16 protein-coding genes and 1 riboswitch are annotated in these 15,146 nt (G+C 34.9%); of the genes, 15 read left to right on the forward strand and 1 reads right to left on the reverse strand.

The features are described from left to right. The first annotated feature begins 11 nt into the window (after positions 1-11). Positions 12-713: a response regulator transcription factor gene (locus OL234_RS05010; protein WP_275470059.1), complete on the forward strand. Its 702-nt coding sequence runs from the start codon at positions 12-14 to the stop codon at positions 711-713. Positions 714-814: 101 nt separating this feature from the next. Next, positions 815-944: riboswitch (FMN riboswitch) on the forward strand. Between the two features lie 145 nt (positions 945-1,089). After that, positions 1,090-1,662: an ECF transporter S component gene (locus tag OL234_RS05015; RefSeq protein WP_275470060.1), complete on the forward strand. Its 573-nt coding sequence runs from the start codon at positions 1,090-1,092 to the stop codon at positions 1,660-1,662. A 20-nt stretch (positions 1,663-1,682) separates the two neighbouring features. On the opposite strand, the gene OL234_RS05020 is transcribed toward OL234_RS05015, so the two are convergent. Then, positions 1,683-1,898, reverse strand: a complete 216-nt coding sequence (locus OL234_RS05020) for a ferredoxin (protein ID WP_275470061.1) — start codon at positions 1,896-1,898, stop codon at positions 1,683-1,685. A gap of 382 nt (positions 1,899-2,280) precedes the next feature. Between OL234_RS05020 and OL234_RS05025 the strand changes: the two genes are divergently transcribed. The 13 genes from OL234_RS05025 to OL234_RS05085 all read left to right on the forward strand — a co-directional run bounded on the left by OL234_RS05025 (position 2,281) and on the right by OL234_RS05085 (position 15,110). Beyond that, complete coding sequence (locus OL234_RS05025; RefSeq protein WP_275470062.1) at positions 2,281-3,276, forward strand: LysM peptidoglycan-binding domain-containing protein; 996 nt, start codon at positions 2,281-2,283, stop codon at positions 3,274-3,276. A 112-nt stretch (positions 3,277-3,388) separates the two neighbouring features. Continuing rightward, the gene (gene cmk, locus OL234_RS05030; protein ID WP_275470063.1) at positions 3,389-4,057 is read left to right on the forward strand and encodes a (d)CMP kinase; all 669 of its coding nucleotides are present in this window, start codon (positions 3,389-3,391) and stop codon (positions 4,055-4,057) included. Between the two features lie 90 nt (positions 4,058-4,147). Then, the gene (gene rpsA / locus OL234_RS05035; RefSeq protein WP_275470064.1) at positions 4,148-5,359 is read left to right on the forward strand and encodes a 30S ribosomal protein S1; all 1,212 of its coding nucleotides are present in this window, start codon (positions 4,148-4,150) and stop codon (positions 5,357-5,359) included. A gap of 180 nt (positions 5,360-5,539) precedes the next feature. Further along, on the forward strand, positions 5,540-6,850 hold the full coding sequence (gene der, locus OL234_RS05040) for a ribosome biogenesis GTPase Der (protein WP_275470065.1): 1,311 nt from the start codon (positions 5,540-5,542) through the stop codon (positions 6,848-6,850). A 223-nt stretch (positions 6,851-7,073) separates the two neighbouring features. Further along, positions 7,074-7,361 (forward strand): HU family DNA-binding protein, encoded by a 288-nt coding sequence (locus OL234_RS05045; protein WP_437184448.1) that lies wholly within the window; start codon positions 7,074-7,076, stop codon positions 7,359-7,361. 186 nt (positions 7,362-7,547) lie between these two features. Then, on the forward strand, positions 7,548-8,798 hold the full coding sequence (locus OL234_RS05050; protein WP_275470067.1) for a tetratricopeptide repeat protein: 1,251 nt from the start codon (positions 7,548-7,550) through the stop codon (positions 8,796-8,798). Positions 8,799-8,819: 21 nt separating this feature from the next. Next, entirely contained in the window at positions 8,820-9,347 is a 528-nt protein-coding gene (locus OL234_RS05055; protein ID WP_275470068.1) for a YpiB family protein, read from the forward strand. A 46-nt stretch (positions 9,348-9,393) separates the two neighbouring features. Then, positions 9,394-10,599: a CCA tRNA nucleotidyltransferase gene (locus OL234_RS05060; RefSeq protein WP_275470069.1), complete on the forward strand. Its 1,206-nt coding sequence runs from the start codon at positions 9,394-9,396 to the stop codon at positions 10,597-10,599. Positions 10,600-10,625: 26 nt separating this feature from the next. Further along, positions 10,626-10,985 (forward strand): thioesterase family protein, encoded by a 360-nt coding sequence (locus OL234_RS05065; protein ID WP_275470070.1) that lies wholly within the window; start codon positions 10,626-10,628, stop codon positions 10,983-10,985. Between the two features lie 97 nt (positions 10,986-11,082). Further along, entirely contained in the window at positions 11,083-11,541 is a 459-nt protein-coding gene (locus tag OL234_RS05070; RefSeq protein ID WP_275470071.1) for a hypothetical protein, read from the forward strand. A gap of 144 nt (positions 11,542-11,685) precedes the next feature. Next, positions 11,686-13,581: an ABC-F family ATP-binding cassette domain-containing protein gene (locus tag OL234_RS05075; protein ID WP_275470072.1), complete on the forward strand. Its 1,896-nt coding sequence runs from the start codon at positions 11,686-11,688 to the stop codon at positions 13,579-13,581. A 41-nt stretch (positions 13,582-13,622) separates the two neighbouring features. After that, positions 13,623-14,570, forward strand: a complete 948-nt coding sequence (locus OL234_RS05080) for a thymidylate synthase (protein WP_275470073.1) — start codon at positions 13,623-13,625, stop codon at positions 14,568-14,570. Positions 14,571-14,618: 48 nt separating this feature from the next. After that, complete coding sequence (locus tag OL234_RS05085; protein ID WP_275470074.1) at positions 14,619-15,110, forward strand: dihydrofolate reductase; 492 nt, start codon at positions 14,619-14,621, stop codon at positions 15,108-15,110. Positions 15,111-15,146 lie beyond the last annotated feature (36 nt).

Genomic DNA, 15,146 nt, shown 5'->3' on the forward strand with positions numbered 1-15,146 from the left:
GTGCATGAGAGATGGCATCACCGGTTATTTTAATCCTTGATTCTAATCAACGCACCGGTTTTTTATTAAAAGATGAATTAGAAACAGCAGGTATGGCTGTCAAAGTAACCACTAGTTACTTTGACGGTCTTTTTGAGTTCAAACACAAAAAAATTGACCTAGTTATCACGGATATCAGCTTAGGCTGTGAGGCTGATTTTACCAGTCTTAAGGAAATTAAGCGTCTTTCCAACATTCCCGTAATAGTGTTATCGCATTTGTCTGATGCCAAATTAGCCATTCAAGCGTTTGAATTAGGGGCAGATGATTATTTAACACGACCTTTTAGTAGTCGTGAAGTTTCATTGAGGACATCTAGGTTATTACGTTACTATTATCAAGAGTCCCCCTTATTGTTGTCGAAGGAAACTTACTGTTCCAAAGTAGGGCTAGTGATTGACTTTAAGGAGAGAACTGTTTTTATCGATCGAAAAAAAATAGCCTTGACCCACTTAGAATATGGTATTTTGACCTATTTAGTTAAAAATGAAGCAAGAATCGTTTCAAGAGAAGAATTACTAAAAGAAGTCTGGGGTTACTCTTATTTAGGGAAAGAACGGAATGTCGATGTCGCTATCAGAAAACTAAGAAATAAACTGCTAATATTTTCTCCACGAGTTAGCAAGTGCATCGAGACTAAGTGGCAAAAAGGTTATCGCTTCAATGCCCATTGAAAGGTGACACTCCGTTTGTGATTTGTTGAATAAACTAGTGCTAAGTTATTGCTATTTATTAAAAAATTGTTATAATAATAACGAACAATAAAATATTTAAGGTTCGTCTTCAGGGCAGGGTGAAATTCCCGACCGGTGGTATAGTCCACTACCTGTCGTTTTTAAATAAACGATGGCTGAATCGGTGAAATTCCGATACCGACAGTATAGTCTGGATAGAAGAAGATAGAGCTTATTTGATAATACTTTCAAATGAGACTATTGACTACTTTTGCCTACAGATCCCCTGTGTGTGAGAGTGGTTTTTTTATAGTAGAAGTTGTTAAGTTTTATCAAATAGTTTTTCCTGAGATGAGTCCTTTTAGGAGGATGTCATATGAAACAAAATAAGACTCATAAGCTAGTAAGTATTGCGATGCTAGCAGCAATAGGTTATTTACTTATGTTTATCGCTTTTCCAGTAATTCCGGCTTTTCCATTTATGAAGGTCGATTTTAGTGAGATTCCAATTTTGATTGGTGCTTATCTTTTTGGACCAGGAGCTGCTGTTATGACAGCTTTTATTAGATCATTGCTACATTTCTTAACAACAGGAGGAGATGTGGGGGCATTGATTGGCGATACTACGAGTTTTTTTGCTGCGTTATCATTTGTGTTACCCATCTATTATTTAAGTAGAAGGTCACATTCAAAAAAAAGCTTAATAAGCGCTTTAATCGTTGGGACGCTAGTAATGACCGTTACTATGATGATAGTCAATTATACTATCGCACTCCCACTATACTTGAAATTCGTCCATTTAGATTTAGGAATGGGTTTTATCAAATATGTTATTATAGGGGTGGCGCCATTCAACTTAATCAAGGGAAGCCTGTTAACAGTTTTCTTTTTAGGTATTCACGAGCGATTACTGCCAGCCTTACTAAAAAAACAATATATAAAAAAATAAAAAAAGAACATGATTAATAATTAATCATGTTCTTTTTTTATAGTAATAGCGTGAGTAGGACATGCTTTGTAAGCTTTCAAAACGTCATCTGTATTTTCTGAAATAATCTGGGTTGTTTTTTCTGGATGATCTAAAAAAATAACAATTCCTTCTGCAGTATAATCAAATTTATTAGGTGCTAGTACTTGACAGAGTCCACAAGCTATACATTTTTCCGGTATTAAAGTAACGTTCATAAATGACAACCTCCTTTATAATATAATAAAACCAACAAAACAATTGGTCATTATCTAGGTACTCAATAATTAAAGAAACGAAATGTGCAGCGTGATTTTAAAGATAAAATAATATCGTATTTTAATCATTATAAACTAATAAACTGAAAATAGGTTAATTAATAACATATAATGAATAAATTTTAATCAATAAATGTTAGTTATTTTATAGGATATTTAAACGGTTTATGCTAGAATTGTGAGTGAGTAGCTTTTTTGGAAGAATGCGCGCTTTTATTTAAGACGCTTCCCAAAAATAGTACAAAATATAAAAATTGGAATTACTTAGTTTCTTTTTTTATGTTAGAATTATTAATAGAATTTATTTAGGGGGAAAAAAGTCATGGGTAAAGACAAAAAACCGTGGGAACAGCCAATTTATGAAGATGAATCGGGAGGTTCTAGATCGCAAAAACGCAAAAAGAAAAATGAAAATAGTGCTTTTATTTCTATTTTAGTTATTTTATTGTTAGCGATTGCCTTGGTTTTGGTATATATGTTTAATTTATCTACAAAGCAAACATTAGCACCTAAAGATGATGAAATAATTATCAACAAAGAAGCTAAGTCTAAACCGAAAGATGCTGAAGAAGAGAAAAAAGCTAAAGCTGAAGAAGAGAAAAAAGCTAAAGCTGAAGAAGAGAAAAAAGCTAAAGCCGAAGAAGAGAAAAAAGCTAAAGCCGAAGAAGAGAAAAAAGCTAAAGCCGAAGAAGAGAAAAAAGCTAAAGCTAAAGAAGAGAAAAAAGCTAAAGCTGAAGAAGAAAAAAAAGCTAAAGCTGAAGAAGAAAAAAAAGCTAAGGCTGAAGAAGAAGAACAAGCTAAAGCTACTGAAGAAGAGCAAGCTAAAGCTGCTGAAGAAGAACAAGCTAAAGCTGCTGAAGAAGAGCAACAAAAAGCTGCCGAAGAGCAAGCTAAAGCCGCTGAAGAAGAGCAAGCTAAATTAGTAGAAGAACAACAAAAAGCTGCTGAACAAGCGGCTGAAGAACAAGCTAAAGCTGAAAAAGAAGCAGCTGATCAAGCAGCTAAACAAGCTGAAACACAAGCCAAGGAGCAAGCTAAAGCTGAAAAAGAAGCAGCTAAACAAGCTGAAGAAGCAGCTAAACAGGCTGAAGAAGCAGCTAAAAACGCTGAAAAAGAAGCAGCTGATCAAGCAGCTCAACAAGCGGCTCAACAAGCAGAACAAGCAGCTCAACAAGGTGGGTCACATGTGATTCAACCGGGAGATACTGTGTATTCATTAGCTAGAAAGAATGGGATGACAGTTGAAGAATTCCGCGCAGCTAATGGGATTGGTACTGATAATGGTTTGACTGTAGGTCAACAAGTTAATTTTAATTAAAAATAATAAAAAAAAGCTACCTTTGAGGTAGCTTTTTTTTATTTGAGGAATGACGTATAAGAAAATTATGATATAATTAACTAGGTAAATTTGGAATTAAAGGAGATACAAAATGAAAAAAATTAGTATTGCAATTGATGGACCAGCTTCTGCTGGTAAGAGTACAGTTGCTAAAATCTTAGCTAAACAATTGAATTATATCTATTTGGACACTGGGGCGATGTATCGGGCTATCACTCTAGCAACATTAAAAAATAAAATTGATCCTGCTGATGAAAGTCAGGTAAAGACAGTCGTGCAGGCTAGTAAAATTCATTTTGAACAAAGTGATCATGGTCAGTTAGTTTTCTTGAATAATCAAGATGTAACAGAAGAAATACGCCTACCAGAGGTGACAAACTTAGTATCTCAAATTGCAGCTCAAGAGTTTGTTCGCCAAGAATTAGTTCGTCAACAGCAAAGTTTTGGAGCTGAAGGTGGGATTGTTATGGATGGTCGTGATATTGGAACAGCTGTGCTTCCTAATGCCGAAGTTAAGATTTTTTTAGTAGCCAGTGTCGTTGAACGAGCTGAGAGACGTTACCAAGAAAATATTAGCAAAGGAATCATGACTGATTTTGAAACATTAAAAAAAGAGATTGAAGAACGTGACTATAAAGATTCTACAAGAGTTGTTTCTCCATTAGTTCAAGCAAGTGATGCCGTTAAGATTGATACAACAGGTTTGACAATCGAAGAAGTTGTAAGAGAAATTAAAACAGTTATCGATGTAAAGAACTAGGGAATGTAAATTAAGTTATATACCTAGAAATTCCTAACTTTTTAAGATACAATAAAAGAATAAAATTGTTGATAGGGAGGGCATAAAGTCATGACAGATATCAAAAATATTCAAATGGAAAATGACAAAGAATCAATGCTAAATGCACTAGAAAGCGTTCAAGATGTTAAAGTTGGAGATATTGTACAAGGTGAAGTCCTTGCGTTAGAAGAAAAACAAGTAATTGTTAGCATTCTTGGAACAGGTGTTGAAGGAGTTGTTCCAGCTAACGAATTGACTGCATTCCAAGTAGAGGATATCTCAACTGTCGCAACAGTTGGTGATATTTTAGATTTAGTAGTTATTACAACAATCGGTAAAGATAAAGAAAATGGTAGCTATTTATTATCTAAAAAACGTTTAGATGCTAAAAAAATCTGGGAAAAGATTGAAGCAGAATATACAGCAGGGACACCCGTTGAGGGACCTGTCACGGAAGTTGTTAAAGGTGGACTAGTCGTAGACTTAGGAGTAAGAGGGTTTGTACCAGCTTCTATGATATCGGATCAATTTGTCTCAGATTTTTCAGATTATCAAGGACAAACTTTAAGTTTTAAAATCATGGAGATAGAGCCATCTGAAAATCGTTTAATTTTATCTCGTAAGGCTATTGTTCAAGAGGAAAAAGCGATTAAACGTCAAGCAGTTCTAGATAAACTAGTTGCTGGAGATATTTTAACAGGTCAAGTAGCTCGAATTACTGATTTTGGAGCATTTGTAGATTTGGGTGGCATTGATGGCTTAGTTCACGTATCAGAGATTTCACATAGCCATGTGTCTCGACCATCAGATGTGCTGACAGTCGGTGATATGGTAGATGTTAAAGTGTTAGGCGTTGACTATGACAAGAAGCGAATTTCGTTATCAATTAAAGAAACTCAGACTGGACCTTGGGAAGGAATACAAACTAAAATTTCTGAAGGAGACGTCTTAACTGGAGTTGTGAAACGTCTGACTAGTTTTGGAGCCTTTATTGAGGTTGCTGAAGGGATCGAAGGGCTCGTTCATATTTCACAAATTTCTCACAAACATGTAGTTACGCCTCATGAAGTTTTACAAGAAGGCCAAGAAGTACAAGTTAAAGTATTAGAGCTTAACCCGGCAGAACGCCGTATCGCTTTAAGTATCAAAGCTCTAGAAGAACAACCCGCTACTGAAAAGGAAGTCGTGATTGAAGACACCTACGAAATGCCAGAAGAGGTGACCGGTTTTTCTTTAGGAGATATCTTAGGCGATGTCTTAGCAAAATCACAAGAAGATTAATTATGATAGGAGCTGAAACTATTGTTTCGGCTCTTTTTTTCATGTAATTTTCTTTAAAAATGAGAAAACAAGTTAATTATTAACAGCTTTAGCTATTTTATCGATGATTAGACTTGTAAGAGGTGACTTGATAGGGTAAACTACTAAAGAGCTTTGGAATTATAAAGGAGGGATTGTCACATGGCAAATCCAACAATAGCAATTGTCGGTCGTCCAAATGTAGGTAAATCGACAATTTTTAACAGAATCGCTGGAGAACGTATTTCAATTGTAGAAGATACGCCAGGGGTAACAAGAGACCGTTTATACGCAACAGGAGAATGGTTAGGTCGTGAATTCAGTATTATTGACACGGGAGGAATCGATCTCGGTGATGAACCATTTATGGATCAAATTAAATATCAAGCTGAAATAGCCATCGAAGAAGCTGATGTTATTATTCTATTATCAAGCGCTCGAGAAGGGGTAACAGATGCTGATGAATTAGTAGCGCGTATGCTTTATAAATCAGGAAAACCGGTTATTTTAGCAGTTAATAAAGTTGATAACCCAGAGATGCGTGCTGATGTCTATGAATTTTATTCATTAGGTTTAGGTGAACCGTATCCAGTTTCAGGAAGTCATGGTATCGGCTTAGGGGATGTCTTAGATGAAGCAGTTAAACATTTCTCAACAGAAATTGAAGAGGATGATGATAGTACGATCCGCTTTAGTTTAATCGGTCGCCCTAATGTAGGTAAATCATCTATTATTAATGCGATGTTAGGAGAAGATCGCGTTATCGTTTCAAACGTAGCCGGCACTACACGTGATGCCATCGATACTGAATTTGTATCTGAAAGTGGTCAACCATTTGTTATGATTGATACAGCCGGCATGCGTAAACGTGGAAAAGTTTATGAAACAACAGAAAAATATAGTGTGATGCGTGCGATGCGTGCGATTGAACGCTCAGATGTTGTTTTAATGGTAATTAATGCAGAGGAAGGTATCCGTGAATATGACAAGCGTATCGCTGGTTTTGCACATGAAGCTGGTAAAGGTATGGTTATTGTTGTTAATAAGTGGGATGCTATCGAAAAAGAAACAAATACAATGAAGGAATTTGAAGAAGATATTCGTAAAGAATTCAAGTACCTTGATTATGCACCAATTTTATTTGTTTCTGCTAAAACGAAACAACGTTTACATCAATTACCAGATATGATTGAAAAAGTCAGTATGAATCAAAACTTGCGTATTCCATCATCTGTTTTAAACGATGTGATTATGGATGCAGTGGCAATTAACCCAACACCGACAGATAAAGGTCGTCGATTGAAAATATTCTATGCGACTCAAGTCGCAGTTAAACCACCAACGTTTGTGGTTTTTGTGAATGAAGAAGAGTTAATGCATTTTTCTTATTCACGATTCTTAGAAAATCAAATTCGACGTGCGTTCACATTTGAGGGAACACCAATCCATATTATCGCTCGACGCAGAAAATAACGCATTTTAACACACTTGTTGTGATTCTGCAATTTATTTTAAAGGATAGTTAATTTTTACGATATTTTGATTAAAATATTGTAAATACCTTGATATATAGACGTTCCTGTGATATTTTTGATTATGAAAGATTGAGTGACTCATTCTTTCAACCATTTTTGGACCACTCAAAAATGAGGAATTAAGATGTCAAATATATAAAACATCTATCTCTTTTCAGGAGGTGAAAAACAACATGGCAAACAAAGCAGAATTGATTGAAAAAGTTGCAGAAAAAGCTGACTTAACTAAAAAAGACGCTACAACTGCAGTTGATGCAGTATTCTCTACAATCCAAGAATTACTTGCTGACGGAGAAAAAGTTCAATTAATCGGTTTTGGTAACTTCGAAGTGCGCGATCGTGCAGCACGTAAAGGACGTAACCCACAAACTGGTAAAGAAATTGATATCCCTGCAAGCAAAGTACCTGCATTCAAACCAGGTAAAGCATTGAAAGATGCAGTTAAATAGTTCGCAGTGTTATTTTGAAGGCTAGTAAGTTAATTCTTACTAGCCTTTTTAAGTGCTTTTAAAGCTATTTTAGAATATACTTTAATGGATGAAACTAATAGAAAAATTTATGAAGTAATTATTTGAAGGTGAACACTGGTTTTTTTTGAGATAATTATTTCATTTTAAAAACAAAGGGGAAAAAAGATGACAACATATAGCGAAAAAATGTTAGAAGCTATTCAAGATGGCGATTTAATAGAGGCGCAATTACAATTTGAGGAAGCCTTAAAAAAAGATGAACCTGAAGTTTTAGTCCAATTAGGAGAGCAATTATTAGCTGCCGGTTTTTTGGAAGAGGCAGCACAAATTTTCGAAAAATTATTTGAAGCATTTCCAACGGAGCATAGTTTAGTAATACCATTGGCTGAAATCGCAATCGAAAATGATCAAATAGAAAAAGCATTCGAGTTATTAGAAAGTATTCCTGACTCAGATGACAGCTATGTTGAAAGTTTAATTGTTTTAGCTGATTTATATCAAGTGATTGGAGTCCCAGAAGTCAGTGAAAAGAAAATAAAAGAAGCTCAAAAATTATTACCAGGAGAACCTGTCTTATTATTAGCTTTAGCTGAGCTATACTTTACAATGGATAAATATGAAGAGGCGTACGATTTATATCGTGAGTTAGTTTCTATGGAAGCAGCGTTACCTCCAGAAGTCAATTTAAATGAAAGGCAAGGAACCGTTTTAAGCATGTTAGGGGAATTTGAAGAAGCCGTTCCCTATCTAGAGGCCTCTGTTGAGGACGACGATACAGATCAACGTCAATTTCAGCTTGCCATTACCTATATTCAATTAGCAGAGCGAGAGAAGGCGATTGCCTTATTACAGAAAATTCGTGTTTTAAATCCGGCATTTGAAGGATTATACTTACCTCTGGCTAGCGCGATGCTTGATGAGAAAATGCTACAAGAGGCAGAGGAAGTTATTAAAGATGGTTTACGACATAACCCTTATTCAGTTGATTTATATCATTTAGCTTCAGACGCTGCTTTTAGAATAGGTAAATTACCAGATGCTGAGGAGTATTTAAGAAAAGCCATTACCTTGGAAGAAGATAAAGAGTTTTCTATTATCAAGTTGGCTAACTTATTACTAGCTGATGACCGTTTTGAGGACGTAATAGATACCTTATCAGAGTTTACTGATAGCAATCAAGTTCATGCCTATTGGAGCCTAGCACAAGCTCATAATGGCTTAGAAGAGTATGCTGAAGCTAATACTTATTTCGAGAAAGCTTTAGAAGGTTTAGCACATGAGCCAGAATTCTTAAAAGATTACGGTCTGTTTTTAAGAGAAGAAGGACAATTAGAAAAAGCGACTCACTTATTAACCCATTACTTAGAACATGTCCCAGAAGATATTGAGGTTCAAGATTTATTACTGGCTGATTAAAGTTTGCAAGGGGGGAAAGCAGTGGAAAAAATTGAAAGAAAAATAGCTTTTTTAGAATGGTTATGCGAGAGTGTTCAATTTGAAAGACGTGAGGTATATTGGATTCTCAACTATTTAAAAAAACATCCGGCTATCTTGAAAAAGATAGCTGTGGTTGAGCATGCGGCTAAAACACCCCGGGGACTTGTCATAACTAATAGTCATGGACAAGAAGCAATGACACTTCATCTGAAACAGCATCTTTTTACAGATGCTGATCAGATTTTTCATGAAATACGTATTAACTGGAAAGAAGTACTTTATTTAGAAGTTGAATTACCAGATCGTTGGAAAGTAAGCCAGTACCTAGCAGTATTAGAGGACAATCCATTTTGTCGTTGGAATGACACGTTAAATGAAGGGAATATCTTAGCTATAGAAGAGGAATTGGCACAATTAACGGTACAATTTACAAAAAAAACGCTTCTTGAGGCGATTGATTTATCATTGGAAAATGAGAATCATGAGGAGTTTTTAAAATTAACGACACAATTAAAGCAGCTAAAATAAGTGCATAAGTAATGTAAGTAATGTAATAGCTTGGAGTTGGAGATAAATGAAAATAGAAAAAATACCTGTAGAATTTAAAAAAGCATTACCAATTATTAAATCATTGGAAGAAGCTGGGTTTGAAGCTTATTTTGTTGGAGGAAGTGTACGTGACATTCTTTTAGGCAAAGCAATTCATGATGTTGATATTGCTACAAGTGCTTACCCAGAAGAAGTTAAATCGATCTTTCCGAGAACAGTTGATGTTGGGATAGAACACGGGACGGTTTTGGTATTACATGAAGAGGATCAGTATGAAATTACTACTTTTAGAACAGAATCTACTTATCAGGACTATCGTCGTCCTGACCAAGTGACATTTGTTAGAAGTTTATCAGAAGACTTAAAACGACGTGATTTTACGATAAATGCATTAGCGATGAATCAAGTAGGAGAAATTGTTGATTTGTTTGAAGGGATTAAAGATTTAGAGTCACAATTAATTCGAGCAGTAGGCGTTGCACAAGAGCGATTTAACGAGGATGCTTTAAGGATGATGAGAGCGTTACGTTTTGCCAGTCAATTAGATTTTAAAATTGAGAAAGAAACATTAGTAGCTATTGCTGATTTGAGTGATTTGTTATCTAAAATTTCTATTGAACGCATTCATGTTGAGTTTGTGAAGCTTATGCTTGGAAAAAATAGAGTGGGTGGTTTGCTACCTTTTATCGCTACTAATTGTTTCAACTACTGTCCAGGGTTTGTTGACAAAAAATTACACCTACAAAAATTAGCTGCACTACCAAATTACCAGATAAGCGAAGAAGCTCAAGTTTGGTTACTTGTGCTTCATATGTTAGAAGTAGACCCAAAAGAGTGTCGAAAAATATTAAGTGAGTGGAAACTATCAAATGCTATGATTAAACAAGTTACTCAATTATTAGTAGGCTTAAATTTTAGATTAACTCAACCTTGGAATAATCAAAAATTATTCGAAATCGGTTTGATAAATGCCCGCCTGATTGAGCAAAGTTTATGTTATTTTGATAAGGCAACAAACTTCACAATTTTAGAAGAAAAATATCAAAATTTGGCAATAAAAAATAGTCACGATTTAGCAGTTGATGGTAAAATATTAATGAATCATTTTAATCGACCTCCAGGTCCTTGGATTGGTAAGGTACTAGCAAAATTAGAAACAGAAGTCGTTGTTGGTAACATCCCGAATGAAAAAATCCAGTTATTAGATTTGGCTACACGTTGTGGTGATTAATTAATAAGTTAAAAGGAGTCAGACCAATGAAAGTATTAGTAAAAAAATTTATTCCTAAAGCAACAGATTCTGCTCAGGCAATGGGTTCCGGCAGCTTGAATGTATTAGCGACCCCCGCTGTAATTGCGTTCGCTGAAAATACGTGTCAGGAGCTAGTTGCCCAACAACTTAATGCTACGCAAGCAACGGTAGGGATTGACGTCAAGATGCAGCATTTAGCAGCTTCTAAAATGAGTTCGGAAGTAACTGTGACGGCTGAGTTAGTTGAATACGTCAAAAATATTATGACGTTTGATTTTACTGTAAACGACAAAGAGCATCTCTTGGCTAAAGGTCGACATCAACGAGCTATCATTGATGTCGATAAATTCCTTGCGCGTCTCTAATGTTCAAAAAAATTTGTGAAAAATTTCATAAAAAATAATGCATTCATAAAAACTTTGTGATATAATGAACTTATAAAAGATAAAGGGGCTAAGAACAATGACTAAACAAATGACAAGCTTTAGATTTTATTTCAGAAATAAAGAAACATGGACAATTAATCGAGAAAATATTGGTGATTTATGGATTAAACAAATAACTACAAGCTTTGGCCGTATTAACGGTGGTGACTTCGAAAAGATTAACCCGTGTGAAGCTTTTAGAATTGAAATTTTAGAAGAAGCAGATCATGTTCAAACAGATGATATTAATTTAGGTGGATTAGAGTTAGGCATGTTCGAACGTGCTTTAAAATATCAAGACATTGAAAAAATGGCAATTAGTTTTGATGATGCTAGTGAAGATTTAATTTATTTCCCTTACGAAGATAAAGGAACTCCAGGTCAAGAAGGGTTAGATAATAAATTCCAATCTACAAAAATTTCAACTGATGGAAAACTTTATATTGTCATCAATCCGGACCAAAATGTGGCTGATATTTATAAAGATAAATTTTAAAAAGTTTAACAGTTAACGAAAAAGAGACAAAACATTTATTGTTTTGTCTCTTTTTATGTCAAAAACTTACCAATTCTGGTATTTGCCTGGGGTAGTCATATCTGTTAAAATGAACAGGATAAATAATGAACGGGTGGTAATAATATGAAGGAATTACGGGTGGATCATTTAACCAAAACATATGGAGAAAAAACATTATTTGATGACTTATCTTTCTTAATTCAAACGAAAGATAAAATTGGTTTAATTGGTGTCAATGGAACAGGAAAAACAAGTCTTCTAAATATATTAGCTGATAAGGATAGTGGTGATAGCGGTGATATTAAACGTCCTCAAGATTATCATATTGGCTACTTATCTCAAGACACAGAATTTGATGAGAATTTAACCGTAGCCGAGGCCGTATTCCAAGGTGATTCTCCATTATTACAAGCAGTTCATGATTATGAGGTTGCCTTAGTCAATTTGGCAATAGATGGCAGTAATGAAGCGTACCAGCAGAATTATACACGTGCAGAGGAGAAAATGAATAAGGAAGATGCTTGGACTGCAGATACTCATGCTAAAACGATCTTAACTCAGTTAGGAATTACAGATGTTTCAAAAAAAATTAAAGAGTTATCTGGTGGTCAAAAAAAACGGGTCGGTTTGGCTCAAGTTTTAATCCAAGAACCAGATTTATTATTATTAGATGAACCTACCAATCATTTGGATTACAAAGCGATTGAATGGCTAGAATCGTATTTATCACAGTATCGAGGTGCTCTTGTTATGGTAACTCATGATCGCTATTTCCTAGATAAGGTAACTAACCGTATTTTTGAATTATCTTTTGGAAAGCTTTATGAGTATAAGGGAAATTACCAAGCCTATCTTGCTGCTAAATCGGAAAGAGAAGTAACTGAACGAGCGCAAGAACATAAACGCAAACAATTATACAAACAAGAATTAGCTTGGATGCGTGCTGGGGTACAGGCTAGAGGTACAAAACAACAAGCACGAATTGATCGTTTTACAGATCTCAAAGAAAATTTACATCAAGTAAAAGAGAATGGAGAAGTAGAAATTTCTTTAGGGAGTCAGCGTCTGGGTAAAAAAGTTTTGAGTATTGAAGATGGTGGCTTTGAAATTAACAATCAATCGATTTTAAATGAGTTCAACTTATTGGTACAAGGGCGTGACCGAATTGGCATTACTGGTCGAAATGGAGCAGGAAAATCAACATTGCTAAATATTTTAGCTGGGCGCTTAGAGTTAACACATGGTGTTTATGAAATCGGGGAAACGGTTAGACTTGCATACTATACACAGGTAAATGAAGACATGGATCCTAACAAGCGCATGATTCAATACTTGCAAGAAGTGGCAGAAGAAGTTAAGCAAGCTGATGGAAGTAGTGCAAGTATTGCAGATATGCTAGAACGATTTTTATTTCCCAAATCGAGTCATGGAACTATTATTGGAAAATTGTCAGGTGGGGAAAAACGTCGTCTTTTCTTGTTGAAACTGTTAATTGCTCAACCCAATGTTTTATTGCTGGATGAGCCGACTAACGATTTGGATATTGATACTTTAACTGTTTTAGAAGATTATATTAAGCAGTTTAATGGGGCAATTATTGCCGTCAGTCATGATCGTTATTTCTTAGATAAAGTAGCAGAGAAGTTATTAGTATTTCAAGGTGATGGCATTATTTCTGAGTACTTTGGAACGATGTCGGAGTATTTAGCTTCAGCTAAAGAAGAAGCAAAACATAATTTGCAAACAAAAAAAGTGATGGCGGAATTTCAAGCAACTAAAGTTCAAGAAAAAATGATTGCTGAAAAAACAAAGTTGACATATAACGAAAAAAAAGAATGGGAAACGATTGAGAGTGACATTGAAACATTAGAAACAAAACTTGAGGGATTAACAGAAGAGATGAATCATCAAGGGAGTGACTTCACTAAATTACAAGAATTACAAAATAAAATTAGCGCAACTGAAGAAGAATTAGAAGAAAAAATGACACGTTGGGAATATTTAAGCGAGTTCGTTTAGTGATGATAAAAATTTAATAGTGTAGTTGAAAGGTGAGGGACATGGAACAAGCATATCTAGAGCTAGGTAGAAAAATTTTGACAGAAGGTAATGAAAAATCAGATAGAACAGGAACGGGAACTAAAAGCATATTCGGTCATCAAATGAGATTTGATTTAAGCCAAGGCTTTCCTTTACTGACGACTAAACGAGTACCTTTTGGTTTAATTAAAAGTGAATTGTTGTGGTTTTTGAAAGGCAATACCAATATTCGATTTCTGTTGGAACACAATAATCATATTTGGGATGAATGGGCATTTGAAAGATTTGTCACGAGTTCAGATTATCAAGGTCCTGATATGACTAATTTTGGTCGCAGAGCAGTCCTAGATTCTGAATTTAATAAGGTTTATCAAGAAGAATTAAAAAAATTCTGTGAACGTATTTTAAAAGAGCAAGCTTTCTCAGAAAAATATGGTGACTTAGGAAATATTTACGGTGCTCAGTGGCGCAATTGGCAAACTAAATCTGGTGAAACGATTGATCAATTAAAAGATGTTATTGAGATGATTAAAATAAATCCAGATTCAAGAAGATTATTAGTTTCTGCTTGGAATCCAGAAGATGTCCCTACTATGGCTTTGCCACCTTGTCATACCATGTTTCAGTTTTATGTATCAAATGGCAAGCTAAGTTGTCAGCTGTATCAACGTAGTGCTGATGTTTTCTTAGGTGTTCCTTTTAATATAGCAAGCTATGCCTTACTAACCCACTTAATTGCGCATGAAACTGGGTTAGAAGTAGGTGAGTTTGTTCATACACTAGGTGATGCTCACTTATATAGTAACCATTTCGAGCAAATGGAGACACAATTAAATCGCGAAGTAAAAGATTTTCCCACTTTAGTCTTAAATAGTGATAAAACATCCGTATTCGATTTTGACGTAACAGATATTACTTTGGAAAACTATGAACCACATCCAGCTATTAAAGCACCAATTGCTGTTTAAAGAGCAGTGTTGAGCTAAAAAACGATAGGTTTGTTAGGAGGAGAAAAAATGTTAGCAGCGATTTGGGCACAAGATGAAGCGGGATTGATAGGAAACAAAGGAACCTTGCCATGGTATTTACCAAACGATTTAGCTTTTTTCAAAAATACAACAGAAAATAATACAATTGTTATGGGAAGGACAACATTTGAAGGAATGGATCGGCGTGTTCTACCCAATCGACATACGATTGTTTTAACAAGTGATTTAAACTATGATGCTCCAGCAGGCGTTAGTTTAATGCATTCAGTTGATGAGGTAGTTAACTATTCAAAACAATTTGAAGGCATTACTTTTATTACAGGGGGAGCAAATGTTCTTTCAAGTTTATTACCTTACTGCACAGTTGTTTATCGAACAGTTATTCATGATACCTTTGACGGTGATACCTGGATGCCAGATTTAGATACCGAAAGATGGACAATGATAAACATCAGTGAAGGAATTGTTAACGATAAAAATAAATATAAACACTCATTTGAAACGTATCAAAAAAAATAAAAATAAACAGTTAGAATAATTTATTCTAACTGTTTA

The organism is Vagococcus intermedius (genome assembly GCF_029144185.1).
In the GTDB taxonomy this organism is placed as follows: Bacteria; Bacillota; Bacilli; order Lactobacillales; family Vagococcaceae; genus Vagococcus_D; species Vagococcus_D intermedius.

Bases quoted from the DNA above. Each gene is read 5' to 3' on its own strand.
- OL234_RS05010 (WP_275470059.1), top strand. From the start codon at position 12: ATGGCATCACCGGTTATTTTAATCCTTGATTCTAATCAACGCACCGGT.
- OL234_RS05015 (WP_275470060.1), top strand. From the start codon at position 1,090: ATGAAACAAAATAAGACTCATAAGCTAGTAAGTATTGCGATGCTAGCA.
- OL234_RS05020 (WP_275470061.1), bottom strand. From the start codon at position 1,898: ATGAACGTTACTTTAATACCGGAAAAATGTATAGCTTGTGGACTCTGT.
- OL234_RS05025 (WP_275470062.1), top strand. From the start codon at position 2,281: ATGGGTAAAGACAAAAAACCGTGGGAACAGCCAATTTATGAAGATGAA.
- cmk (WP_275470063.1), top strand. From the start codon at position 3,389: ATGAAAAAAATTAGTATTGCAATTGATGGACCAGCTTCTGCTGGTAAG.
- rpsA (WP_275470064.1), top strand. From the start codon at position 4,148: ATGACAGATATCAAAAATATTCAAATGGAAAATGACAAAGAATCAATG.
- der (WP_275470065.1), top strand. From the start codon at position 5,540: ATGGCAAATCCAACAATAGCAATTGTCGGTCGTCCAAATGTAGGTAAA.
- OL234_RS05050 (WP_275470067.1), top strand. From the start codon at position 7,548: ATGACAACATATAGCGAAAAAATGTTAGAAGCTATTCAAGATGGCGAT.
- OL234_RS05060 (WP_275470069.1), top strand. From the start codon at position 9,394: ATGAAAATAGAAAAAATACCTGTAGAATTTAAAAAAGCATTACCAATT.
- OL234_RS05065 (WP_275470070.1), top strand. From the start codon at position 10,626: ATGAAAGTATTAGTAAAAAAATTTATTCCTAAAGCAACAGATTCTGCT.
- OL234_RS05070 (WP_275470071.1), top strand. From the start codon at position 11,083: ATGACTAAACAAATGACAAGCTTTAGATTTTATTTCAGAAATAAAGAA.
- OL234_RS05075 (WP_275470072.1), top strand. From the start codon at position 11,686: ATGAAGGAATTACGGGTGGATCATTTAACCAAAACATATGGAGAAAAA.
- OL234_RS05080 (WP_275470073.1), top strand. From the start codon at position 13,623: ATGGAACAAGCATATCTAGAGCTAGGTAGAAAAATTTTGACAGAAGGT.
- OL234_RS05085 (WP_275470074.1), top strand. From the start codon at position 14,619: ATGTTAGCAGCGATTTGGGCACAAGATGAAGCGGGATTGATAGGAAAC.